This is a genomic window from Kitasatospora sp. NPDC053057 (assembly GCF_044546945.1).
Lineage (GTDB): Bacteria > Actinomycetota > Actinomycetes > Streptomycetales > Streptomycetaceae > Kitasatospora.
In genome coordinates this window covers 23406-48893 of record NZ_JBITZP010000011.1, presented here as the reverse complement: position 1 = coordinate 48893, position 25488 = coordinate 23406, and the positions used below count along the sequence as shown (strand labels likewise).

Sequence of the window (25488 nt, the reverse complement as noted above, 5' to 3'; positions counted from 1 at the left end):
TCGCGTGGTGCGTTCGTTGCGAAGTGCCTGTGTTCCGGGCGGGGGAGGCGGTCAGCGCAACCGGGCGGTCACCGGGAGGTGCTTGATCCCGGCGATGAAGTTGGAGGCCAGGTGCTCGACCGGGCCGGCCGGTTCGAACCGCTCCACCAGGCCGGTGACCTCGGTGAAGAACTCGGCCAGGGCGATCCTGGCGAGCGGCGCGCCGACGCAGTAGTGCGGCCCGAACCCGAAGGCGACGTGCCGGTTGGGGGTCCGGGCGACGTCGAAGCGGTACGGGTCGTCGAAGACGCTCTCGTCCCGGTTGGCCGAGCCCAGCCAGGCGACCACCGCCTCGCCGGCCCGCACCGGTTCGCCGCCGAGGCGGGTGTCCTCGGTGGCGTAGCGCATGGCGTGGGTGGCCGGGGAGGCCCAGCGCAGGCCCTCCTCGACGGTGGAGGCGACGGTGGCCGCGCCGTCGAGCACCCGCCGGTACTGCTCCGGGTGCTCCAGGAAGGCGTTCACCGTGGTCGCGATGACGTGCGGCGCGGTGACGTTGGCGCCGAGCAGCACGTTGTAGCAGTTGTAGATGACCTCGTCGAGCCGGATCGTCCGGCCGCCGACCGTGAGCTGCTGGAGCAGTCCGATCAGGTCCTCGCGCGGGGTGCGGGCGGCCGCCACCTCGGCGAAGTAGTCGAAGAGTTCGTGGTGGGCGGAGACCAGCTGGTGGCCGCCGGAGTCGTCCCGGGAGGACGGGTCGGCGGGGGCGATCGCGATCGTGGTGAGCCGGGTCAGTTCGGGCCAGTCGGCCTCGGGCAGGCCCATCAGGGCGCCGGTGAACATCATCGGGAAGGCGGTCATCGCCGCCGCCAGGTCCCAGGGTTCGCCGCCCGTCAGCGGCTCCAGCAGCAGCCGGGCCATCCGGCGGATGGCCGGTCGGCGGGCGGCGAGTTCGCGCGCGGAGAGCGCCTGGGCGACGGGGCGGCGCAGGTAGCCGTGAACGGGCGGGTCGCTGGCGACCATCATCCGGTCGGCCGCCGGGTCCTGCTCGCCGAGGACGGACAGCATGTTGCCGCGCCGCGAGGTGTACCGGGCGTGGTCGCGCAGGACGGTGCTGGTCTCGGCGTGGCTGGTGACGGAGACGTAGGTGCGGCCGCCGGGCACGGCGAGCCTGGTCACCGGGGCCTTGTGCCGGTAGTGCCGCCAGACGGCGTGCGGGTCGCCGGTGGCGTAGAAGTGGGGGTCGCTCAGGTCTGTCTGTTCGGGATCGTGCTCCGGCTCGCCGCCGGGGACGGTGATCCTCACTGCGCCGCCTCAACGGGCGTTGGCGCGGCGGCTGGAACCGACCGGGCATCGGTGGCCAGTTCCGGCCGCTGGGTCCTGATGTGTTCCGCCAGCCCGGCGACGGTGGGGTTGAGGTAGAAGGCCCGGGCCCGGATCACCGCCTCGAACTCGGCGGTGATCTCCCGGGTGATCCGGCTGGCGGTCAGCGAGTGCCCGCCGAGGTCGAAGAAGTCGTCGTCGACGCCGACCGGTTCGACGTCGAGGATCTCCTGCCAGAGCACCGTGAGCCGCCGCTCGACCTGGTCGCCGGGCTCGCGGTAGGGCACCTCGCTGTCCGGGCGGGTCCGGCCGCGCCGGGCGGCGAGGGCGGTCCGGTCGACCTTGCCGTTGGCCTTGAGCGGCAGCCGGTCGACCCAGACCAGGGCGGAGGGGATCATGGTGGCCGGGAGGTCCTCGGCCAGCCCCCGGCGCAGCTCGACCGAGGAGACGGCGTACGGGCCGCTGTAGAAGGCGACCAGCCGGCGGTCGCCGGGGCCGTGGTCCTGGAGGACGACAGCGGCGTCCTGGACGTCCGGGTGGCGGCGCAGCCGGGCCTCGATGTCGTCGGACTCGATCCGGACGCCGTTGACCTTCAGCTGGCCGTCGGCGCGCCCGGCGAACTCGAAGGCGCCGTCGGGGGCCCGCAGGGCGAGGTCGCCGGTGTCGTACATCCTGGCTCCGGGGGCGGTCGCGTACGGGTCGGGCAGGAAGCGGTCGGCGGTCAGGCCGGGCAGCTTGAGGTAGCCGTGGGCGAGGCCGGCTCCGTTGACGAAGAGCCGGCCGACCGTGCCGTCGGGCACCGGGTCCAGCCGCTCGTCGAGGACGACCATGCCGGTGCCGTCGATCGGTCCGCCGATCGGGACGCCGCGTGCGCCGAGCGGTTCGCGGACGGGGTGGGTGCTGGTGAAGGTGGTGTTCTCGGTCGGGCCGTAGGCGGCCGACAGCACGGTGCCGGGCAGGGCGGTGACTGCCCGGTCGACGAGTTCGGCGGAGAGCACCTCGCCGCCGGTGAACAGCGCGCGCAGGGCGGGCAGGTCGGTCAGGCCGGCCTCCACCGCCTGGTGGAACAGCGCCGTGGTGAGGAACAGCACGGTGGTGCCGGTGTCGCGGACGGTCTTGACGATCTCCGCCGGTCCGAGCCGGCCGGCCGGGGCGAGGGCCAGGCAGCCGCCGTTCAGCAGGGCGCCCCAGATCTCCAGGGTGGAGGCGTCGAAGGCGACGGGGGCGAGCTGGAGGAAGACGTCGTCGGCCCGGGCGCGCAGGAAGGCGGCGTCCAGCACCAGGCGCAGCACGGCCCGGTGCGGCACGCAGACGCCCTTGGGGCGGCCGGTGGAGCCGGAGGTGTAGGCGACGTAGGCGAGGTCCTCGGGGGTCTGCTCGACGAGGGGTGCGCAGGCGTCTGCGGCCTGGTCGCCCTGGACGTCCAGGTGCCGGAACTCGCCGTCCACCTTGGCACCTTGGGTGTCGTCGGTGACCACCAGCACCACCTCGGCGTCGCCGAGGACGGTGCGCAGCCGGGCGACCGGGTCGCCCGGGTCGACGGCGACGTACCCGGCGCCGGCCTTGAGGATGCCGAGCAGGGCGACGATCAGTCGGGGCGAGCGTTCCAGCAGGACGCCGACCCGGTCGCCGCGGCGCACGCCGCGCCCGTACAGCCGGGCGGCGAGGGCGTCGGCGGCCGCGTCCAGTTCGGCGTAGCGGAGGTCTCCGGTCTCGCTGCGGACGGCGATCGCCTCCGGGGAGGCCGCCGCGACGGCGGAGAAGCGACTCGCGAGGGTCCACCCCTGCCCGGGATCCGACTCGGTCATGCTCGATGATTCCAACATGGTGCGGTCGCGGATCCCTTCGCGCGAAACCTTGCCCTTGTCAGTTCTTGACGAGAAGTCAGTGAATGGAGTTCGGATTGCCGGTAACGAACTCTTTTGCCGAGTCGTCGACTTGGGGTACGGCTATGCCCACCTCGAACGCTTCGGATGCTATTCAGCGTGACGATGCGCCGTCAAGGGTGAACCCGATCGATCTCCGATCGGAACGTCAACTCCCCACCCGGAGTCGGGATTCCCCCAATTGCTTGCACAGCCGGTGGGGCAGCTCCTACTGTCATGGAGTGATCAGGAGCCGCGGCAACATGCTGCCCTGGCCACCGCCATCGGTCGACCGGACTGATCGTCGACCCAGACAGGCCATCCCCAAAAGGGAGAGAGCAGGGAAGTCCGTGGGTGAGCGGCAACGTTCCGGCGTGGTCGCCGGGACCGGCATCGTCGACGTGGCCGGAATCGGCTTCGGCCCCTCGAATCTGGCCCTCGCGGCCGCCATCGCGGAGACCGCCGGCGAGGCACCGGTGAGCGCGCGCTTCTTCGAGGCGCAGCCGCGCTTCGGCTGGCACCGGGGCATGCTGATCGAGGGCGCGACCATGCAGGTCTCGTACCTCAAGGACCTGGTGACCATGCGGAATCCGACCAGTCCGTACTCCTTCCTGTGCTATCTGCAGGCCAGGGGCCGGCTGGCGGACTTCATCAACACCAAGTCCTTCTACCCGCTGCGGGTGGAGTTCCACGACTACCTGGAATGGGTCGCGGAGAGCTTCGCGGACCTCGTCTCGTACGGGTCGCGGGTGGTGTCGGTCGAGCCGGTCGCCGGCGAGCAGGGGGTCGAGTTCCTCGACGTGGTCTTCGTCGCCGCCGACGGCACCCGGCAGCTCCAGCGCGCCCGCAACCTGGTGATAGCCGCCGGGATCGCGCCCCGGCTGCCCGCCGACCTGCCGGTTTCGCCGCGGATCTGGCACACCGCCGAGTTCCTGCCGGAGGTGGACCGGATCGCGTCGCAGGACCCGCGCTCCTTCGTGGTGCTGGGCTCGGGCCAGAGCGCCGCGGAGGCCATCGAGCACCTGCACGCGCGCTTCCCGCGGGCGCAGGTCCACTCGGTGCACGCCCGGTACGGCTTCAGCGTCGCCGACGACAGCCCGTTCGCGAACCAGGTGTTCAACCCCGAGGCGGTGGACCGTTTCCACACCGCGCCGGAGGACGTCCGGCAGCGCCTCATCGATTATCACGCGTCCACCAACTACTCGGTGGTGGACGCCGATCTGCTGCACTCGCTGTTCCAGCAGGCGTATCTGGAAAAGGTGGCCGGAAATCCCCGGCTGAATTTCCACAACGTCTCCCGGGTACGCGAAGTGACGGAAACTCCGGACGGCCTGCGGATCGACGTCGAATCGCTGTCCTCGGGCACCAGCACCATCGTCGAGGCGCAGGCGCTGGTGTGCGCGACCGGATACACCCGCACCGATCCGGCCGTCTTCCTGGACGGCCTGCTGCCGCACTGCCGGCTGGACGACCAGGGCCGGCTGCGGCTCGACCGGGAGCACCGGGTGGTGACCGACGAGAGCGTGCACTGCGGCATCTACGTCCAGGGCTTCGGCGAGCACAGCCACGGGCTCTCCGAGACCCTGCTGTCCCTCTCCGCGGTCCGGGCCGGCGAGATCGGCGACATGCTCGTCAAGGCGCTGTCCGGCTGACCCGCGGCCCGCGGTCCCGCTGACCCGCTGATCCCGCTGACCCGCTGACCCGCTGACCCGCTGACATCGAGGAGGACGAGTGTTCACACCGAAGCTCTACCAGGTGGACGGGGACGACTGGCCCCTGCGGATCATCGAGCGGCACCCGCTCGCGGTGCTCGTCAGCAACGGGGCCCCGGTGCCGAACGCCACCCACGTCCCGGTGATCGCGCCGCCCGACGCCACTCCCGAGGACGCCCTGCTGGGCATGCGCCTGTGGGTCCACCTGACCCGGGCGAACCCGCACTGGCAGCAGTTGGCCGCCGACGGCGGCGGCCCGGCGAAGCTCGTCTTCCACGGCCCGAACGGATACGTCACGCCGAGCCTGTACTCCGCCGACATGGTCGCGCCGACCTGGAACTACGTGGCGGTCCACCTGGAGGGCACGGTCGAACTGGCCGGGGACGACGAGACCCTGGCGATCGTCCACACCACCGCCCAGACGCTGGAGGACCGGTTCGGGGACAAGATGGCCCTCGCGCCCTCGCTGGAGTACCACCGGCAGATCGTCGGCGCGGTCGGCGGCTTCTTCTTCACGGTGACCAAGGTCGACGTGATGTTCAAGCTGAGCCAGGAGAAGGACCCCGAGGTCCAGCAGCGGGTGCTGGACCGGTTCGCCGCCAGCGGCTCGGGGCTGCACCGCGAGGTGGCCGACACCATGCGGGCCCTGCGGCTGGGCAGCGGCGCCGAGTGAGCCGAGGTCCACGGCGGACGCGTGGGCCCGGGGCGGTTCCCACCGCCCCGGGCCTTCGCGTCCGCGCCGGGCCGGTCAGCCCCGGGCCGTGTCCATGGCCCGCCGCAGGCTGAGCGGCCGCATGTCGGTCCACACCAGGGACACGTGGTCCAGGCACTCCTGGCGGGTCCCCTCGAAGCCCTCCGCCCGCCAGCCGGCCGGGACGTCCCGCTCGGCCGGCCAGACGGAGTACTGCTCCTCGTCGTTGAGGACCACCAGGTGCCGGCGGTCGTCGTCGAGTTCGCTCATGTGCATGTCCTTCCAGGGAGCCTAGGCGCCTTCTGGGGGAACCTAGGTGGTGACGTAGCCGGGCAGGGGGAACTTGGCCGCCAGTTCGGCGACTTGGGAGGAGACCGAGTAGCGGATGTCGTCGGGCAGTCGGTAGCTGCGGGGCCCGAGCGGGGTGACGGCGGACAGCACGGTGTCGATCAGCTCGGCGCAGCGCGCGGCCTCGGCCCCGGACATCCCGCGGTGGGCGGCACTGTTGGAGCCCAGCCGGACGCCACCGCCGACCAGCGGCGGGGTGGTGTCACCGGGCACCCGGTTCTTGTTGACCACGATCCCGCACTCCTCCAGCGCCTCCTCGGCCACCAGGCCGCTGAGGCCGCGGGCGCGCAGGTCCACCAGGACGGTGTGGTTGTCCGTGCCGCCGGAGACGATCGGGTAGCCCCGCTCGGCGAGCTCGGCCGCCATGCCGCGGGAGAAGGCGACGATCCGCCCGGTGGTGGCCGCGAAGGCCGGGGTCGCCACGATCGCCAGGGCGCGGGCCTTCGCCGCGATGCTGTTGAGCGCGGGGGCGCCCTGGTAGTACGGGAAGATCGCGCGCTGGAGGAAGGCGGTGAGGTCGCCGTTGCCCTTCGGCGCCGGGGCGTCGTGGTCCCGGCCGACCAGGATCAGGCCGCCGCGCGGGCCGAACAGCTGCTTGTGGGTGCAGGCGGTGGTGATGTGGGCGTGGTCGACCGGGCTCGGGTGCAGGCCGGTCGCGACCAGCCCGGCGACGTGCGAGATGTCGGCCATCAGGTAGGCCCCGACCTCGTCGGCGATGGCCCGGAAGCGGGCGAAGTCGACGATCCGGCTGTAGGCCGTCGCCCCACAGATGATCACCTTGGGGCGGTGCTCCCGGGCCAGCTCGGCGACCTGGCCGTAGTCGATCAGCCCGTCCGCGTCCAGCCCGTAGCCGACGGCGTCGAAGTACTGCCCGGCGTACGCGGCGGGGCTGCCGTGGGTCAGGTGGCCGCCCTCGGCCAGGTTCATCCCGAGCAGGGTGTCCCCCGGGTCGAGCAGGGCGGAGAGCACCGCGTAGTTGGCGGTGGTCGCCGAGTGCGCCTGGACGTTGGCGTAGCGGGCGCCGAAGACGCTCCTGGCGCGCTCGATCGCCAGGCTCTCGATGTCGTCGATGACGCCGCAGCCGGCGTGGTAGCGGCGGCCCGGGTAGCCCTCCGCGGTCACGTTCACCGCGGTGGAGGCCTGGGCGGCCAGCACCGAGGGGTCGACCACGCTGGAGGAGGCGACCAGCGACAGGGTGGCGTTCTGCCGGGCCTGCTCGCGGGCCAGCACCCGGTGGAGCACCGGGTCGTCGGCGGCGAGCCGCTCGGCGCCCGCGACCAGCAGGTCGCGCACGGGGTCCTCGGCGTCGTCGGTGTCCTCCGCGGCGAGGCCGGGGGAGGGTAATGCTGTCATGGGGGGACGTCCTTCGTCAGAGCGGCCGGGCGAGTTCGCGTGCCAGCTCGGCCACGGTGGGAAAGTCGAACAGGGTCCAGACGTCGAGGTCCACTCCGAGCGCGGCCCGGATCCGGGTCGCCAGCTTCACGGCGGCCAGCGAGTGGCCGCCCAGTTCGAAGTAGTCCTCGTGGAGGCCGACCTCGGCGACGCCCAGCGACTGGGCGAACAGCGCGCGCAGGGTCGTCTCCAGATCGGACCCGGCGTCGTCGGCGTCCCCGGCGTCGTCGGCGGGGGCCTGGGCCGGATCGGCCGGCCGGGCGAGCTCGGCCAGGGCACGGCGGTCGAGCTTGCCGTTCGTCGAGGTGGGCAGCGCCGCGAGGGCCGTGAACTGCTTCGGCACCATGTAGGCCGGCAGCGCGCGGGCCAGCGCGGCCCGGAGGGGTTCCGGGTCCACGGGGGTGGTTCCTGCGGGCACCACGAAGGCCGCCAGCCGCCGGGCGCCGTCCTCCCCCACCGGGAGCACCGCGGCCTGCCCGACCCCCGGCAGCCCGCGCAGCACGGTCTCGACCTCGCCCGGTTCGATCCGGAAGCCGCTGATCTTGACCTGGTCGTCGAGCCGCCCGAGGTACTCGATCTGCCCGTCGGTGCGGTACCGGGCGAGGTCGCCGGTGCGGTACAGCCGGGCCCCCGGGGTGAAGGGGTCGGCGACGAACCGTTCGCGGGTCAGTTCCGGCTGCCGGTGGTAGCCCAGCGCGACCTGGACGCCGCCGATGCACAGTTCGCCCGCCACGCCGATCGGCACCGGTTCGAGCCGCTCGTCGACGACGTACAGGGCGGTGTTGGCGATCGGGCGGCCGATCGGCACGTCGCGCCCGGCGAACCCGGGCCCGGCCTGCCAGTGCGAGACCTCGATGGAGGCCTCGGTGGGGCCGTAGAGGTTGTGGAGTTCGCAGCCCAGCTGCTCGAAGAAGGCCCGGATGGTCGGCGGGGCGAGCGCCTCGCCGCTGGCGAAGACCAGGCGCAGGCTCGCGCAGTGCGCGGCCAGTTCGTCCTCTTCCAGGAAGGCGTCGAGCATGGACGGCACGAAGTGGACGACGGTGATGCCCCGGTCGCGGATGGTCCGCTTGAGGTAGCGGGTGTCCCGGTGGCCGCCCGGGCGGGCGACCACCAGGCAGGCGCCGGAGACCAGCGGCCAGAGGAACTCCCAGGCCGAGACGTCGAATCCGAACGGGGTCTTCTGCAACACCCGGTCGTGCTGGCTCAGTTCGAAGCGCTGTCGGCGCCAGTGGACGGTGTTGAACACGCCCGCGTGGCGGTTCAGCACGCCCTTGGGGCGGCCGGTCGAGCCGGAGGTGTAGATCAGGTAGATCGGGGTGTCGCCGGTGATCTCCGGGCGGCGCGCGGTCTCCTCCGCCGGTTCCTGGACGGCCTGTTGGACGGTCAGCGTCTCCGTTCCGAAGCCGGAGAGCGCCTCGATGTCCTCGGGACGGCACAGCACGGTGCGGGCGCCGGAGTCCTCGATCATGTAGCGCACCCGGTCGGCGGGCAGTTCGGGGTCCAGCGGGACGTAGGCGAGCCCGGCCTTGAGCACCCCGAGGATCGCCACCACCAGCTCCAGCGAGCGCTCCAGGTGGATGCCGACGAAGCCGTCGCTCTGACCGGACCGAAGCCGGCGGCTCACCAGGCCCGCCCGCCGGTCGAGTTCGGCGTAGCTGAGCACGGCGCCCTCGAACTCGACGGCGGGCGCGGACGGGGTCGCCCGCACCTGCTCCTCGAAGGCGGCCACCACGGTCGAGTCCGGGTACGGCGTCCGCGTCCCGTTCCAGTCCGCGAGGATCCGCTCGCGCTCCTCCGCCGAGCCGAACCTGGCGCGCCGGGCCGGTCCGTCGGGGTCGGCGACCAGCGCTTCCAGCAGCCGGGCGGCGTGCTCCAGGACGCGGGCGACGGTCGGCTCGTCGAGCAGGGCCGGGTCGTAGGCGGCTTCGAGGACGGCATCCGGGGCGGCGTCCTGACCGGTGCCGTCCGGGCGCAGCCGGATCGTGAGCGGGGCGTCGGTTTCGGCCACTTCGGTGCGTTGACCGGCCAGTTGGTCGTCCAAGGCCTGCCAGATCCGGCGCAGACCGGCGTCCTCCGCGAGGCCGATCCGCACCTGCGCCCGGTCGAGCGTCAGCCGGACGTCCTGCTGCCCGGCGTAGTGGTGCAGCAGCACCGCGAGCACGGCCGCGAGCCCGGCGTCCGGGCTGCCGGTCGGCTCTTCGGCCAGGCTCAGGAATCGCGCCAGGATCGGCGCTGGGAGCGGATGCGTACGCGAACTGCCGCGTTGGACCGGTTGATTGGCGAGCCACCGATCGCACGGCAACCGCACCATACCCACGGCCGCCGTCGTGACGAGGCCGCCGGCGATGTGTGTGCCGGTCATTCGCGACTCCTGAAAGTGAGCATGCACCGGACAGGTTCGAGATCAAGGGATACCGCAGACGCCGATCTATGACAACCAACTCCCATTGCTCCGGAAGCTTTCCGGCCCACCCCCGGGGAGGATCTTCCGCAGAGTGCGTACGACTGACAGACTGGGCCGTGATCGCCCGCCGGCCGGCGCGCCCTTTCGCCCCGGGTTCCAGGGCAGCGAAGTCCCGGCGTCCGAAAGCGACGCGGCGGCCTCGCGACATCCCGGCCCCCGAACGCACCCGGCCCTCCTCCAGACGTCCGACCCCTTCAGCGATGGGAGCACGATGCCCGGTTCCGTCGACGGGATCGACCCGGCCGAGCGGTACGAACTGTCCTCCGGTCAGGAGGCGTTGTGGATGTTCGAGCAGCTGGTGCCCGGCACCGCCGCCTACCACGTCCCGCTCGCCTTCCGGCTGCGCGGCCCGCTGCGGACGGACCTGCTGCACGCCGCGCTGACCCTGGTGGTGCGCCGCCAGGAGGTGCTGCGCACCGCGTTCCGCGAGGACGACGGCGAGCCGTACCAACTGGTGCTCCCGCCCGCCGAGGCCGAGTTGCCGCTGTGCGAGGTCACCGACGGGGCCGAACTCGCCGACGCGCTGCACCGGGAGGCGCGCGAGCCCTTCGACCTGGCCGCCGGCCGGCCGTTCCGGTTGCGGCTGTTCCGGCTCGGGCCCGAGGAGCACGTGCTCAGCCTGGTGATGCATCACATCGCCACCGATGGCTGGTCATTGCGGCTGCTCACCGACGAACTCTCCGCCGGATACGCCGCGCTGCTGGCCGGAAAGGACCCCGAGGCGATGCTGCCGCCGCTGCCGGTGCCGTACCGGCGCTACGCCCAGTGGCAGCGCGAGTGCTTCCGGGGCCCGGAGCTGGAGGAGCTGCTCGGCCACTGGGAGGAGACGCTGCGCGGCGTTCCCGCCGTCGACCTGGCCGCCGGGCGGCCGCGCCCCCGGCGGCCGTCCTTCGCCGCCGACCGCCTCCTCGTACGGCTCGACCCGGAGCTGCACCGCGCGCTGACCGACCTGGCCCGGGCCGCCCGGGTGTCGCTGTTCTCGTGGCTCGGCGCGGCCTTCTCACTCGCCCTGACCGAGCGCACCGGCCGCCCCGACACCGCCTTCGCCACCCTGTTCGCCGGCCGCGGCGAGCCGGAACTCGAACCGCTGATCGGCTACTTCGTCAACATGGTGGTGCTGCGCGCCGATCTCGCGGACGACCCGGCCTTCGGCGAGCTGGCCGCCCGGCTGAATGCCGCCAACCTGCGGGCCATCGACCACGAGGTGCCGTTCGGCAGTGTGGTGCGCCGCCTCGCCCCCGCCCGCCGGCCCGGGCGCAACCCGCTGGCCCAGGTCACCCTGCAGCTGCGCACCGGCGGCAGCGCCCCGGGCCGCCCGGAGCTGCCGGGCGTGGCCTGCGAGGACGTCGACCTGTACCCCGGGCAGCACGCCTTCGACGCCACGGTGACCTTCATCGAGGACGGCCCGGACTTCCTGCTCAGCATCGAGTACTCGACCGAGGCGTTCGACGCGCCGTGGGCCGCCGGCCTGGCCGACCAGCTGCGGGGGCTGCTCCGGGCGGCCTCGGACCGCCCCGGCGCCCGCGCCTCCCGGCTGCTCGCCGCCGTCGCCCGCACCCCTCACCAACCCCACCAGGGAGCCTCCCGATGACCGAGCACGCCGATCCCGTCCTCCCGGTGCTGTGGGGCGACCGCACCGGGGCCGTCGAGTCCGAGCCGCTGAGCGGCCTGCGGGCGGCCGCGCCCTCGGACCTCGCCGCCGGGCTGTGCGCGCTGGTGCTGCGCTACGGCGGGGTGCGGCCGGTCACCCTGTGGGGCCGCGCAGGCGAGGCGGAGGCCTGGACGGCGTGGCGGATCGAGCCCGCCGAACTGGCCGGAACCGGATCCTCCACGCCCACCCTGCGGGCCTGCCGGGCCGCCTTCGCCCGGCGCGGTGTGGCGTTCGGGAGCGGGCTGGAGCTGTCGGTGGATCCGCGGTCCTCGCCGGCCGTGTTCGCCCTCTCCCCCGCCGACGACGGCACCTGGACGCTGCGCCTGCGGGCCGCCGCCCGCCCCGACGACGAGCACGCGCCCGCCCGGATCGCCGCGCACCTCGCGGCCTACCTCGCCGCCCCCGACGAGCTGCGGATCGACCAGGTCGAGCACCTCACCGCCGCCGAACGCGAGCTGGTCGCGGAGGTGAACCGCCCGCGGCCGCCGCTCGCCGAGCCGGTCTGCCTGCACCACCGGGTGGAGCAGCAGGTGGCCGCGGCCCCGGAGCGGATCGCCGTGGTCCAGGGTTCGCTGAGCCTCACGTACGGCGAACTCGACGCCCGGGCCAACGCCCTGGCCGTCCGGATCGCCGGGCACGGGGTGGGGCCCGGCGGGCGGGTCGGCGTGGCGGCGACCCGCAGCGCGGAGCTGGTGGTGGCGGCGTACGCGGCGCTGAAGACCGGTGCGGCCTTCGTCCCGCTCGACCCGATGCTGCCCGCCCACCGCCGCGAGGTGCTGCACCGGCTGGGCCGGGTGGACGTGGTGGTCGCCGACGCCGCGGGCGCCGCGCACACGACCACGGGTGTGCCGGTGATCCCGCTCGGCCCGGTCGAGGAGCTGCCGACCGCCGACCGGGAGGCGCTGCCGAAGGTCGACGTGACCGGCCGGGACCTCGCGTACGTGATCTTCACCTCCGGCTCCTCCGGCGAGCCGAAGGGCGCGCTGCTCGACCACGTCGGCCGGACCAGCATGATCCTCGACCTCAGCTCCCGCTACGGCCTCGGCCCCGGCGACCGCATCCTCGGCGTCTCCTCGCCCAGCTTCGACATGACGGTCTACGACGTGTTCGCCGCGCTGATGACCGGCGCCACCCTCGTCCTGCCGGAGCGCGGGCGGGAGAACGACGTCGAGCACTGGGCCGAGCTGGTCGAGCACGCCGGGATCACCGTCTGGCACTCCGTCCCGTCCTCGCTGGCGCAGTTCCTGCGCACCTGGGGCACCGCCCGGACCGGCGCGCTGCGGGCCTTCCTGCTGGGCGGGGACTGGATCCCGCTGGCCCAGCCCGAGGCGACCCGCAAGGCGTTCCCGCAGGCCCGCTTCATCAGCCTCGGCGGCGCCACCGAGGTCTCGGTGGACAGCACCTACTACGACGTGGTCGCCGTCGACCCGCGCTGGCGCTCGATCCCGTACGGCCGGCCGATGACCAACCAGAGCGCCCACGTGCTGGACGCCTTCGGCACGCCCGCCGGGGTGGACCAGCTCGGCGAGCTGTTCCTCGGCGGGCTGGGCGTCGGCTGGGGCTACCAGGACCGCCCGGCCTTCACCGCCGAACGCTTCCTGCCCGACCCGTTCTCGGCCGTCCCCGGCGCCCGGCTGTACCGCACCGGCGACCTGGCCCGGCTGCGGGCGGACGGCGAGCTGGAGCTGATCGGCCGGGTCGACCACCAGGTGAAGATCGGCGGCGTGCGGATCGAGCTCGGCGAGATCCAGTCCTGCCTGCGCGAGCACCCGGCGGTGGCGGACGCCATCGTGGTGCCGGTGCGCGACTCGGCGGGCATCGCCCAGTCACTGGCCGCCTACGTGTCGGTGGCCGAGGCGGCCGAGGCCTCGGTCGACGGCCTCCGGGCCCACCTGCGCGAGCGCCTGCCGGAGAGCATGGTCCCGGCCCGGGTGTTCGTGCTCGCCGAGCTGCCGGTGAACCAGAACGGCAAGATCGCCCGGCCGGAGCTCGAACGGCTCGCCGCCGAGGCCGCGGTTGTCACTGCGGACGACACCGCCGACCCGGCCGTCCGCACCGCCGTCGGCGAGACCTGGCACGAGGTGCTGGGCCTGGCCGAAGTCCCGGGCGCCGCCGCCTCCTTCATCGACCTCGGCGGCAGCTCGCTGGCCGCGATCCAGGTCGTCGGCCGACTGAACCGGCGCTTCGGCACCGCGCTGAAGGTGGCCGATCTGATCGCCGCCGACACCGTCGCCAAGGTCGCCGCCATCGTCACCGAGCGGCGCGGCACCAGCACCCGGCCGTCGCTGCGCTGACCGCACGTACCCGTGCCGGAAGGGCCGGCCGCCACGATGGCGGCCGGCCCTTTCGGCGTGTGGTCGGGCGGGTGGGGTCAGCGCCCGGCGAGCGTACGGGCCACCGCGTCCCGGTCGACCTTGCCGCTGTGGGTGCGCGGCAGCGCGGCCACCGTGGTGAAGGAGCGCGGGATGTACGGGTCCGGCAGGTTGCGGCGCAGCTCGTCCGCCGCCCGGGCGCCGTCCAGCGGCTCGGCACCGGCGTCGACCGTCACCGCGCAGTGCAGCGAGCGCGAGCCCTGCCCGTCGTCCAGGGCCACGCAGACCGCGGCGGAGACGGTCGGAAGCTCCAGCAGCCGCACCTCGATCTCCAGCAGGTTGACCCGGTAGCCGCGGATCTTCACGTCCTTGTCCCGGCGGGCCAGGAAGGTCACCGCGCCGTCCTCCAGCCGGACCAGGTCGCCGGTGCGGAAGGCGGCGGTGTGCCCGTGCGGGGTCGGGTCGACGGTGATGAAGCGCTTGGCGTTCAGCTCCGGCTGGTTGAGGTAGCCGGGCGACAACGGCGCACCGGCCACCAGCAGTTCGCCGACGTTCGGCTCGGCCGCGTCCAGCGGGTCGATCAGCAGCTCGCAGCCCGGCAGCGGCGCGCCGATCGGCGGCAGCGCGGGCCAGGAGCTGCTGGGGCCGGTCAGGGTGTGCGCCGTGACCATCGCGGACTCGCTCTGCCCGTAGTGGTTGTTCAGCCGGCACCGCGGCAGCCGGGCGAACAGCTCGCGGATGTCCGGCGTGCAGACCAGCTGCTCCCCGGCTGCGTTGACCTCGGCCAGCGCCAGGTGGTCCAGCGACTCCTCCTCCGCGGCCGCCACGGCCAGCATCTGCAGTGCCACGTAGGGGAGGAAGAGCCGCTCGATCCGGTTCACGCCCAGCCACTCCAGCAGCTCGAACGGGTCCTGCCGCAGCCGCTCCGGCACCACGACGAGCGTGCCGCCGCCGCACAGGGTGCCCAGCACCTCCTGGAAGGACACGTCGAAGTTCAGCGGGGCGAACTGAGCGGTGCGCACGTACGGCCAGACGGAGTGGTTGCGCTGCCAGTCGACCATGGTGTCCAGGCAGCTGTGCGGCACGGCCACGCCCTTGGGCAGGCCGGTGGACCCGGAGGTGTAGATGATGTACGTCCACAGCTCGGGCCGGCAGGCCACCGCGTCGACGGTCCCGCTGGTCGGCAGGCCGGCGATCGGCAGGCTGGGCACCGGCACCTCGAACTCCGGCGGCTCGTCCGCGTACAGCAGCAGGGCGGCGCCGCTGTCCTTGAGCATATGGGCGAGCCGGGGCGCCGGGTACTCGCTGTCCAGCGGGAGGTAGGTGGCGCCCGCCCACATGGTGCCGAGCATCGCGGCCACCACCGCGGCGCTGCGCCGCCCGGTGACCGCGACCCGGTCCCCCGGGCCGATCCCGGCCGCGACCAGGCCCTCGGCGATGCCCCGGACCCGGGCCAGCAGCTCGCTGTAGGTGAGGCCGAGGCCGCCGTCGATGACGGCGGTCTGCGGTCCCCGGACGACGGCCTGGTCGTGGAACGCGGCCAGCAGGCAGGGCGGTTGGGACTCGCCGCCCCAGAGCGAAAGTGGAGCGGGACTCATTGCGGTTCCTCCAGAGGTGGGATCAGAACACGTCGTCGTCATCGAGACCGTCGTCGTCGAAGAGCTCGTCGATGCCGAGCATCCCGGCGACGACCGCGAAGTAGCGGCCGGTCAGTTCGGGGGACGCGCCGATGTCGCGCAGCAGCTCCAGCCGCGAGGGCGTGACGGTGAGCCTGGCGAGCTCCAGCGTGCTCTGGTAGGGCTCGGTCAGCTCCTCGTCGCGGCGCCGGGTGAATCGGGCCAGGGCGGCCGGGTCGTCCACCCGGTCCGTCAACTCCTCGGCCAGGAAGGAGGCCTGGAGCAGGGCGTTGGTGATGCCGCGGGCGCTGATGGTGTCCAGGTGGTGACCGGCGTCGCCGACCAGCACCCAGCCGGGGCCGTGCCCGCGGCGGAAGTAGTTCTGCTGGTCACCGGTGCCGGTGATCTGCTCGACCTGCTCGGCCTCGGCGATCTGCTCGTACAGCTCTGGTGCGGTGCTGCGCACGGCCGCCAGGTGGTGGCGGTACGGGTCCTGCCTGATCTCGGCGAACCGGTCCTGCGGGAAGTAGGTGGAGATCAGGGTCACGTCGTCGTGGGTGGGGATCCGGACGATCCAGTTGCCGGGGCTCTCGTGGAAGCCGAATCCGGTGCTGATCCCCGCCCAGCCCGTGTAGTACACGCAGCTGGCCCTCGGGTCGCTCAACTCCTCGGGTGCATCCACCAGTTGGGCTACCCGGGAGCGCATCCCGTCGGCGCCGACCACCAGCCGGGCCCGTTCGGTGCGGACGCCGCTCGCGGTGCGGAAGCGGACACCGGTGACCCGGCCCTCGGAGTGGACCAGCTCCTGGAGGTTGGCCCGGTCCACGAACTCGACGCCCGCCTTGACGGCCGCGTCGACCAGCAGCTGGTCCAGCACCAGACGGCGCGGTGCGAAGGCGGCCGGGGCGCCCGGCATCACCGGGGCCGGGCCCGCCAGCCGGACGCCGCCGACGTCGTAGCTGATGGTGTCCAGCACCGGGCAGCCGGAGTCCAGCAGCGCCGGGAGCAGGCCCCACTCGGAGAGCTTGGCCACGCCGGGCTGGTGGATGTAGAGGGTGGACATGGTGTCCGAGGGGAACGCGGCCCGGTCGATCAGCAGGACCTTGTGACCGCGCCGGGCCAGCAGCAGCGCGGTGGCGGCGCCCGCCACGCGAGCACCGACCACCACGGCGTCCCAACCGCCGCTCACCGCTCGGCCTCGGCGAGCTTCTCCGCGACCAGCTCCTCCAGCGTCCTCGCCGTCGCCCGTACGGTCGGCTCCGAGTAGAGCGTGACCAACGGGAACTCGACGCCGAGCCGCTGGCGCACCCGCGCGGTGAACCGGGTGGCGATCAGCGAGTGCCCGCCGAGCATGAAGAAGCCGTCCTCGGCGCCGATCCGCTCGACACCGAGCAGTTCCCGCCACACTCCGGCGACGAACTGCTCGGACGGCGTCCGCGGCGCCTCGCCCCCGGTGGCCTCCGAACCGGCCGGCGGCTCGGGGACCTTCAGCGCCCGCCGGTCGACCTTGCCGTTGGCGTTGAGCGGGAAGGAGTCCTCGACCACCAGCTGGGCCGGGATCATGTAGTGCGGCAGCCACTCCTTGGCGTGCTCCCGGACGGCGTCGAAGCCCGGCGGGTCGGCCGGGTCGACGGCGGTCACGAAGGCCACCAGCCGCTGGACCGGGCCCTCCGCGGCGATCACCACCACGGCGTCCTTCACCTGCGGGTGGCCGAGCAACACGGTCTCGATCTCGCCGAGTTCGACCCGCATGCCGCGGATCTTCACCTGGTGGTCGCTGCGCCCGACGAAGCGGAAGCCGCCGTCGGGGTGCAGGAAGCCCTGGTCGCCGGTGCGGTAAAGGCGCTCCCCGGGGCGGAACGGGTCGGGCAGGAAGGCGCCGGCCGTACGGGCCGGGTCGTTGAGGTAGCCGCGGGCCAGCCCGAGGCCGCCGATGTACAGGTCGCCGACCACGCCGACCGGCACCGGCCGCAGCTCGCGGTCCAGCACGTGCACGGTGTTGTTGTCGAACGGACGGCCCAGGCTCACCGGCCCGGCGGCGGTCTCGTCGGCCGAACCGCAGGTGTGGCAGGTCGAGTCGATCGACACCTCGGTCGCGCCCCAGGTGTTGTGCAGCGCCCCCGGCATCAGCCGGTGGAAGCGCTCGACCGTCGCCGAGGTGAGCGCCTCGCCGCTGGAGGTGGTGTTCCGCAGCCGGGGCGGCACCTGCTCGGGGGCCTGCTCCACCAGGTCGAGCACCGCGCTCAGCATGCTCGGCACCACCTGGAGGTAGACCGACTCGTAGCGGGTGGCGGCCTCCAGCACCGCCACCGGGTCCCGGTGGCGGCCGGGTTCCAGCACGGCCACCCGGCCGCCGACCGACAGCGGCCAGAAGATCTCCAGGGCGGAGTCGTCGAAGGTCAGCGTGGTCTTGTGCAGGACGGTCTCGCCCCGGGCCAGCCGGTGCTGGCGCTGCATCCAGACCATCCGGTTCACCCAGCCGCGGTGGCGGCTCGCCACGCCCTTGGGCATGCCGGTGGAGCCGGAGGTGTAGTAGACGGAGACCAAGTTCTCGGGGTGCGGGCGGCGAGCGGGGCCTCCGGACGGGCTCGTCGGATCCACGGCCGACGGGTCCACGGCCACCGGGTCCAGGGCCAACGGATCCAGGGTCGCCGGATCCAGGGTCTGGGCGCCGACCGAGGCCGCGTCGATCTCCTCCCCCAGCGCCTGGTCCACCAGCAGTACGGGCGCGGCCGCGTCGGCCAGGATCTGCCGGATCCGGGCCGGCGGGCTGGCCGGGTCCAGCGGCAGGTAGGCGCCACCGGCCTTGAGGATGCCGAGCAGCCCCACCACCATCTCCACCGAGCGCTCCAGGCAGATGCCGACCGCCCGTTCGGGGCCGACGCCCCGCGCCCGCAGCTGCCGGGCCAACGCCTCGGCCCGGGCGTCCAGTTCGCGGTAGCTGAGCCGGGCCGATTCCGAGACCACGGCGATGTCGTCCGGGGTGCGCTCGACCTGAGCCTCGAACAGCTCGTGCAGGCAGGCGTCCGAGGGAAACTCGGCCCCGGTTCCGTTCACCTCGCGGTCGAACCGAATTTCCTCCGCGGAACGCAGTTCGAGCCGGGCCAGCGGTGTCTGCGGATCGGCCAACGCCCCCTCCAGCAGGGCGCGGTAATTCGCGCCGAGCCGGGCGATCGTCGCCTCGTCGAACAGGTCGCTGTCATAGGCGATGATTCCGGCCACGGAACCGTCCGCAGCTCGTGCGAGGTCGAACTCCAGGTCCGTCTGGACGAATCCGGTCGGCACGTTCCAGCGGCTCGTCCGCAGGCCGTCCAGCGGAAGGGTCGGCGCGGTCTCCTGGTGGTATCCGAATACGGCCTGTACCAGCGGCGAGTGGCCGAGCGCGCCCTGACTGTCCGTCACCTTGACGATTTCGTCGAAAGGCACCGACTGGTTGCGGAATCCGCCGATGAACGTCGCCCGGCAGCGCTGGAGATACTCCGAGAAGCTCTCACCGCGTCGGCTCCGGCTGCGCAGCGGAAGGATGTTGACGAAGAATCCGACGGTCCGGTCGAGGGCCTCGTCGTCCCGGTTGGACACCGGCGCGCCCACCACCACGTCCGGCTCGCCGGTGTAGGTGTGCATCAGCAGGGTGAAGGCGGCCAGCAGCACCACGTAGTCCGTGGTCCGGTGGCGGGCCGCGGTCCGCCGCACCCGCTCGGCCAGCTCGGCGTCCAGCGCGAAGTCCAGCAGTTCGCCGCGGAAGCGCTGACGGGCCGGCCGGGGCCGATCCAGCGGGAGTCGCAGCAGGTCGGGGGCGCCGGACAGGTGCTCGGTCCAGTAGGCGAGTTGACGTTCGGCCAGGCCCGTTGCCAGCCGGTCGGCCAGCGCGACACCGTACTCGGCGTACCCGTTCCCGGCCTCGCCGGCGGCGGGCGGGCGGCCGGCCAGCGCGTCCGCGTAGCCGCGGCCGATCTCCTCGGCGATCACCGCGTTGGACCAGCCGTCGGTGATGATGTGATGGAGGTTCAGCAGCAGCGTCCACTCCTCGTCCGCCGACCGGAACAGCCGGAAGTCGAAGACCCCGGGGCGTTCCAGGTCGAACGGCTCGGCGGCGGCCTCCCGCACCCGGGCCCGGAGGGAATCGGGATCCCCCCTCAGGTCGTGCACGGGAAGGCTGAACTCCAGCCGGTCGGCGACCACTTGTACGGGCTGGTCGTCCACTACGGAAAAACCGGTCCGCAGCGCGGCGTGACGGGATATCAGTGCACGCATTGACTGTTCCAGCGCCGGGACATCGAGTTCGCCCCGGATCTCGTGCGCCACGGGCCCGTTGTAGAGCGGGAGCCGCGGATGCAGGCTGTGCAGGAGCCACAGCCTGCGCTGCTGCGGCGAGATGGGAACGACACGGTCGGGCATGGGTGGATCCCCCGCTCTCATCGCTGCAAGATGCGGCGAGACTACCCTACTCGATGCGATCATGACAGAGGTCAAATCCCTTACGGGCACGGCAAGATCTCACCCCTTGCCGAGCCAATTCCCGCCTGTATGCTGACGTTCCTGGGGCACGCCGATCCGTGTCTCCACACCCAGGAGGAAAGGGCGTCTACGAGCCGTGGACAGCGAGTTCCCCGCCCAATCGGACGCCGCGGACGAGGATCCGTTCCCGGCGTCGAAGGTTCAGGAGCAACTCTTCCTCGCGCAGCAGACCGTCGGTGACGCACCGACCTTTCACATCCCGTGCTTCTGGGAAGTCCGGGGACCGGTCGACATCCCGGCGCTCCGCAATGCCTTCAGTGCCGTGCTCACCCGGCACGAGGCGCTGCGCACCACTTTCCGCATTCACGAACAGGGGCTCCTCCAGGTCGTCCATCCGGAACCGCGGTGGGAATGGCGCCTCGCCACCTGCCGGGACGCCGAGGAACGCGAACTGCGGATGGCGAGGCACGCCCGCGCCCCCTTCGACCTCGAACGCGGCCCCCTGGTGCGGGCCGGGCTGCTGCGCTGCGCCGACGACAGCCACGTGGTCATGCTCTGCGCCCACCACGCGGTCTTCGACGGCTGGTCGGCGAAGCTGGTGCTCGACGAACTGGCGGCCCACTACCGGGCGTTCACCACCGGGGCGGAACCCGGACTGCCCGAGGTGGACTACCAGTACGGCGACTACTCGCTCTGGCACGACGAGTGGCTGGCGAGCCCGGCCGGCGAACGGGCCCGGCACGAGTGGGCCGAACTGCTCGCCGGGGAGCTGCCGGTGCTGGAGCTGCCGGGGGACCTCCCGCCGCCCGACCCGGACTCCGCCACCGCCCCCGGCGGCACCGCGGACGTCCCGCTGCCCGCCCCGGCCGTCGAACAACTCGCGTTACTGGCGACCGAGTTACGCACCACCCTGTTCACCGTTCTGCTGGCGGCCTACGACCTGCTGCTCGCCGACCGCACCGGGCTGCGCGACCTCGTCGTGGGCACGCCCGCGGTCAACCGCAGCCGCACCGAGTTCCAGGCGACGGTCGGCTGCTTCGTCAACATGGTCGCGGTCCGCACCGACCTCACCGGGCCGCGGACCTTCCGGGAGCTGGTGGAGCGGGTGCGCTCCGCCGTCCTACGGGCCCAGGACCTCCAGGCCGTGCCGTTCGAGACGGTGGTCAAGGAGGTCCGGCCGCCCCGGCACCCGGGGCACTCGCCGATCTTCCAGGTCGCCTTCACCGTCGGCGAGGACTTCTTCCAGCCCGTCCGGGCCGGGGAGTTGGAGTTCCGCCCGGTCGAGGTCCCGTCGGTCACCGCCAAGTACCAGCTGTCCCTGCAGGTCAACCGGACCGCGGACGGGCCGGTCGCCGAGTTCGAGTACCGCGCCGACCGGTTCACCCCCGAGTGGATCGCCGACTTCGCCGCACGCTACGCCCGGGTGCTGGAACTGGCCGCCGAACAGCCGGACCGGCCGCTGACGGACTTCCTCGGCGTCGACGCACCGCAGGCCGTCGACCGTACCGCCGTGGCCCCGCAGCCCGTCACCGCCGCCCGACAGCCAACCGCCACCGTGGAGTCCGCGCCGCGCGACGAGACCGAGCGGGTGCTCACCGAGGTGTGGGCCGAGGTGCTGGGGCACCCCGCCGTCGGCATCGACGACAACTTCTTCGAGCTCGGCGGCGACTCCATCAGCAGCGTGCAGATCGTCGCCCGGGCCGGCGCCCGCGGCCTCGGCTTCCGGGTCCGCGACCTGCTGCGCAACCAGACCGTCCGCGAACTCGCCCCGCTGGTGCGCACCGCCGGGCCTGCCGACGGCCCCGCGCCCACCGGGCCGTTCGAGCTGGTCCACGCCGAGGACCGGCCGCGGCTGCCCTCCGACGCCGTCGCCGCCTACCCGCTGACCGCCCTGCAGTCCGGCATGCTCTACCGCAGCGGCCAGCAGGCGCACACCGCGATGTACCACGACGTGCTGCTGACCCGGCTGCGGGTCGAGTTCTCGGCCGAGGCCTGGCGCACCGCCGTCGCCGAACTGCTGGACCGCCACGACCTGTTGCGCACCTCCTTCGCCCCCGGCGGCTTCCGCGAACCGCTCCAGATCGTCCACCGCCGCATCGCCCACCCGCCGGTGAGCTTCGAGGACCTGCGCGGCCTGCCGGAGCAGGAGCAGCGGGCCCTGATCGACCAGCGCACCGACTGGGAGGGCCGCGACCTCTTCGACTGGGAGCGGCCGCCGCTGATCCGCTACCACCTCGCCCGGCTCGCCGAGGACGAGGTCCAGCTGTGGACGGTGGTCCACCACGCCGTGATCGACGGCTGGAGCGAGCGCGTCCTGTTCGGCGAACTGCTCTCCCTCTACCTCGCCGCGCTCGGACGCGGCCCGGCCGCCCTGCCGCCGCCGCCCCGCGCCCACTACCGCTCCTTCGTCGCCCTGGAGCGCGCCGCCGTGCGGGACCGGGAGCAGCTCGCCTTCTGGCGGGAGCAGCTCGACGGCGTCGCGCTCGGATCGGTGCCCGCCGCCCCGGGCACCGGGGTGCCGGACATGGCCGTGGTTCCGCGCGAGCTGCCGGCCGAACTGTCCGCCGGGCTGGTCGCGTTGGCGGCCCGGCTGCGGGTCCCGGTGCGGATCGTGCTGCTCACCGTGCACCTGCGGGTGATCGCGCTGCTGACCGGCTCCGAGGACGTGGTCTCGGGCGCGGTCTACAACGGCCGGATCGCCGAGCCGGACGGGGACCGGGTGGTCGGCCTGTTCCTGAACACCCTGCCGGTGCGCTGCCGGCTGGCGGTCGACAGCTGGTCCGAGCTGATCCGGCAGGTCGCCGCGACGGACCTCGCCGTCCAGCCGCACCGGCGCTTCCCGATGGCCGAGCTGCGCGGCCGGGTGGCCGGCGCGGCCGCCTTCGAGACCTTCTTCAACTACACCCACTTCCGCAACGAGTCGGCCGTCCCGACCAGCGGCCTGGAGGTACTGGAGGAGCGCAGCCACACCCCCACCGACTTCCTGCTGGGCTCGGAGTTCTCCCGCGACACCGCGACCGACCTGATCGGCCTCGGTCTGCGCTACGACGCCGACCGGATCGCCCCCGCCGACGCCGACCGCTACTTCGGCTACCACGTGTCCGTGATCCGGGCCATGCTGGCCGATCCGGCGGCCGCGCCCACCGCCGTCCCGCTGCTGGGCCGGGCGGAGCTGGCCGAGCTGCGCGAGTGGAACCGGACGGAGCGGGAGTACCCCGGCCCGCGGCTGCTGCACCGGGCGATCGAGCGGCGGGCCGCGACCGCCCCGCGGGCGCCCGCCGTGCTGTTCCGCGACCGCGTCCTGAGCTACGCCGAACTGGACGGCCGGGCCAACGGGTTGGCGCACCGGCTGGTCGCGCTCGGCGTGCGGCCCGGCGACCACGTCGGGATCGTCCAGCACCGCTCGGCGGAGCTGGTGGTCTCGCTGCTCGCGGTGCTCAAGGCGGGCGGCGCGTACGTCCCGCTGGATCCGGCGGACCCGGCGGAGCGCACGGCCGGCCTGCTCGCCGAGTCCGGCTGCCGGCTGGTGCTGACCGCCGCCGGCACCGGTGATCTCCGACCACCGGGCATTCAGGTCGAGTTCGTGCCGGACGGCCCGGCGCGGAGCGAGCGGGGCCCGGAGGTCGAGGTCGGGCCGGGCGACCCGGCGTACGTCATCCACACCTCCGGCTCCACCGGCCGCCCCAAGGCCGTGGTGGTGTCCCACCGGGCGATCGCCAACCGGCTGGACTGGATGGCAGAGGAGTTCCGGCTGACCGCCGAGGACCGGGTGCTGCAGAAGACGCCGTACACCTTCGACGTCTCGGTCTGGGAGTTCTTCTGTCCGCTGCGCGAGGGCGCCCGGCTGGTCGTCGCCGAGCCCGACGGGCACTGGGACCCGGGCTACCTCGAACAGGTGCTGGCCCGGCAGTCCATCACCGTGGCGCACTTCGTCCCCTCCATGCTGCGGGCCTTCCTGGACGCCGCCGACCTCTCCGCCGCCACCGCGCTGCGGCAGGTGGTGTGCAGCGGCGAGGCGCTGCCGGCCGATCTCCAGCGGGACTTCCTGGACCGCTCCAAGGCCGCGCTGGCGAACCTGTACGGCCCCACCGAGGCCGCCGTGGACGTCACGTACTGGCACTGCACCCCCGAAGACACCCCCGACGGGCCCCACGGCGCGGGCACCGTGCCGATCGGCCGCCCGATCGCCAACACCCGGATCCACCTGCTGGACCCGTCCGGCCACCCCGTCCCGGTCGGCACCGCCGGCGAGCTGTTCATCGGCGGCGTCTGCCTGGCCGACGGCTACCACGGCCGGCCCGAGCTGACCGCCGAGCGCTTCCGCGAGCACACCCTGCCGGACGGCGCCGTCGAGCGCCTCTACCGCACCGGGGACCTCGCCCGGCGCCGCCCGGACGGCGCGATCGAGTACCTGGGCCGCACCGACGCCCAGGTGAAGATCCGCGGCATGCGGGTCGAACCGGGCGAGGTCGAGGCCGTGCTGTCCGCGCACCCGGACTGCGGCTCGGCCGCCGTGACCTTCGACGGCGACCGGCTGATCGGCCACTTCACCGCCCGGCCCGGCGCCGAGCTGCCGGTCGAGGAGCTGCGCCGGCACGCCGAACGCCTGCTCCCCCGGCACCTGGTGCCCGCCGCCTGGCAGCCGCTCGCCGAGCTGCCGCTGACCGGCAGCGGCAAGGTGGACCGCAAGCGGCTTCCCACCCCCTCGAACACCGAGAAGTCCACCGCGCCCGCCCGGCCGCTCACCGACGCCGAACGCCTGGTCGCCGCCGCCTGGACGGACGTGCTGGAGACCGCGGACTTCGGCCTCGACGAGGGCTTCTTCCGGATCGGCGGGCACTCGCTGGCCGCCGTCCGGCTGATCGGGCGCCTGCGCCGGGACTTCGAGCGCCGGCTGAGCGTGGCCGAGCTGTTCGCCCACGACACGGTCGAACGGCTGGCCGCCCTGCTGGAGGCACCCTCACCGGAATCCCCTAACGGCTGGGACGTGCTGGCCCTGCGCCCGTCCGGCGCCGCGCCGCTGTGGCTGTTCCCGCCGGTCGGCGGCAGCGCCCTGGGCTACCTGGCCCTGACGGCCGCGCTCGACCCGCGACTGGCCGTGTACGGGCTGGACTGCGCCGAGCCGGTCGGCTCCACCGTCGAGGAGATGGCCGCGGCCGCCGTTTCCCGGATCGGGCGGGACTTCCCGTCCGGACCGGTGCACCTGGCCGGCTGGTCCTTCGGCGCGGTGCTGGCCTTCGAGGCCGCGGGCCTGCTGACGGCGGCCGGCCGCGAGGTGACCCTCGGCATGATCGACGCCGCCTTCCCCGCCCCCGAGCAGCTCGCCGGCCTGGACGACGCCCGCACCACCGAGGCGCTCCTCCGGGACACCCTGGCGCTCACCGGCGCCCCGCCCGCCGAGTCCGGCAGCGGGGCCTGGGCGGCCCGTCACCGCGTCTTCGCCGCCAACCTGCGGGCCCACCACGCCTACCGGCCGCGCCGCCACCCCGGCGACGTGGTCTACCTGGAGAGCCGGGACGGCCAGGCGCTGGGCAGCGCCGAGGCCTGGCGGGCATCGGTGGCCGGCGCCTTCCGGGTCCACCGGCTCGACACCGATCACTACGGCCTGATCAGGCAGCCGCACGTCCGGGCCGTCGGCGGCGTCCTCGGCGCCGCCGCGCTCGGCGACTGACCGGCCGTT

The 25488-nt window shown here is 73.3% G+C and carries 13 protein-coding genes; 5 read left to right on the top strand and 8 right to left on the bottom strand.

The features are described 5' to 3' along the window. Positions 1-51: 51 nt before the first annotated feature. Both ACIG5E_RS14580 and ACIG5E_RS14575 read right to left on the bottom strand, forming a co-directional pair. Positions 52-1281 carry a cytochrome P450 gene (locus tag ACIG5E_RS14580; protein ID WP_396533751.1) on the bottom strand — a complete coding sequence of 410 codons (1230 nt, stop codon included), beginning with the start codon at positions 1279-1281 and terminating at the stop codon, positions 52-54. After that, on the bottom strand, positions 1278-3107 hold the full coding sequence (locus ACIG5E_RS14575; RefSeq protein ID WP_396533750.1) for an amino acid adenylation domain-containing protein: 1830 nt from the start codon (positions 3105-3107) through the stop codon (positions 1278-1280). The genes ACIG5E_RS14580 and ACIG5E_RS14575 overlap by 4 nt, the downstream gene beginning before the upstream one ends. Before the next feature lie 407 nt (positions 3108-3514). On the opposite strand from ACIG5E_RS14575, the gene ACIG5E_RS14570 reads away from it, so the two are divergent. Both ACIG5E_RS14570 and ACIG5E_RS14565 read left to right on the top strand, forming a co-directional pair. After that, positions 3515-4816 (top strand): lysine N(6)-hydroxylase/L-ornithine N(5)-oxygenase family protein, encoded by a 1302-nt coding sequence (locus ACIG5E_RS14570; protein WP_396533749.1) that lies wholly within the window; start codon positions 3515-3517, stop codon positions 4814-4816. 79 nt (positions 4817-4895) lie between these two features. Next, the gene (locus ACIG5E_RS14565) at positions 4896-5549 is read left to right on the top strand and encodes an FMN-binding negative transcriptional regulator (RefSeq protein ID WP_396533748.1); all 654 of its coding nucleotides are present in this window, start codon (positions 4896-4898) and stop codon (positions 5547-5549) included. A gap of 75 nt (positions 5550-5624) precedes the next feature. Here the strand turns inward: ACIG5E_RS14565 and ACIG5E_RS14560 are convergent, their stop codons facing one another. From ACIG5E_RS14560 to ACIG5E_RS14550, 3 genes are read right to left on the bottom strand one after another with little or no spacing between them, the layout of a single operon-like run. Then, positions 5625-5837: an MbtH family protein gene (locus ACIG5E_RS14560; RefSeq protein WP_396533747.1), complete on the bottom strand. Its 213-nt coding sequence runs from the start codon at positions 5835-5837 to the stop codon at positions 5625-5627. A gap of 42 nt (positions 5838-5879) precedes the next feature. Further along, on the bottom strand, positions 5880-7268 hold the full coding sequence (glyA, locus tag ACIG5E_RS14555) for a serine hydroxymethyltransferase (protein ID WP_396533746.1): 1389 nt from the start codon (positions 7266-7268) through the stop codon (positions 5880-5882). 16 nt (positions 7269-7284) lie between these two features. Next, positions 7285-9669, bottom strand: coding sequence for an amino acid adenylation domain-containing protein (locus tag ACIG5E_RS14550; protein ID WP_396533745.1), 2385 nt, complete (start codon positions 9667-9669; stop codon positions 7285-7287). Between the two features lie 313 nt (positions 9670-9982). Here ACIG5E_RS14550 and ACIG5E_RS14545 point away from each other — a divergent pair, with 313 nt between their 5' ends. After that, on the top strand, positions 9983-11362 hold the full coding sequence (locus tag ACIG5E_RS14545) for a condensation domain-containing protein (protein ID WP_396533744.1): 1380 nt from the start codon (positions 9983-9985) through the stop codon (positions 11360-11362). Further along, positions 11359-13716, top strand: coding sequence for an amino acid adenylation domain-containing protein (locus ACIG5E_RS14540; protein WP_396533743.1), 2358 nt, complete (start codon positions 11359-11361; stop codon positions 13714-13716). The genes ACIG5E_RS14545 and ACIG5E_RS14540 overlap by 4 nt, the downstream gene beginning before the upstream one ends. 77 nt (positions 13717-13793) lie before the next feature. On the opposite strand, the gene ACIG5E_RS14535 is transcribed toward ACIG5E_RS14540, so the two are convergent. Genes ACIG5E_RS14535 through ACIG5E_RS14525 form a run of 3 tightly spaced genes read right to left on the bottom strand, consistent with a single transcriptional unit; the run spans position 13794 to position 19748 of the window. Then, positions 13794-15332, bottom strand: coding sequence for an AMP-binding protein (locus ACIG5E_RS14535; protein ID WP_396533742.1), 1539 nt, complete (start codon positions 15330-15332; stop codon positions 13794-13796). 22 nt (positions 15333-15354) lie between these two features. Further along, on the bottom strand, positions 15355-16539 hold the full coding sequence (locus ACIG5E_RS14530) for an NAD(P)/FAD-dependent oxidoreductase (protein ID WP_396533741.1): 1185 nt from the start codon (positions 16537-16539) through the stop codon (positions 15355-15357). Beyond that, a complete protein-coding gene (locus ACIG5E_RS14525) occupies positions 16536-19748 on the bottom strand; it encodes an amino acid adenylation domain-containing protein (protein WP_396533740.1) in 3213 nt (1070 codons plus the stop codon). The genes ACIG5E_RS14530 and ACIG5E_RS14525 overlap by 4 nt, the downstream gene beginning before the upstream one ends. Positions 19749-19944: 196 nt before the next feature. Here ACIG5E_RS14525 and ACIG5E_RS14520 point away from each other — a divergent pair, with 196 nt between their 5' ends. Then, positions 19945-25479 (top strand): amino acid adenylation domain-containing protein, encoded by a 5535-nt coding sequence (locus ACIG5E_RS14520; RefSeq protein ID WP_396533739.1) that lies wholly within the window; start codon positions 19945-19947, stop codon positions 25477-25479. Positions 25480-25488: the final 9 nt, after the last annotated feature.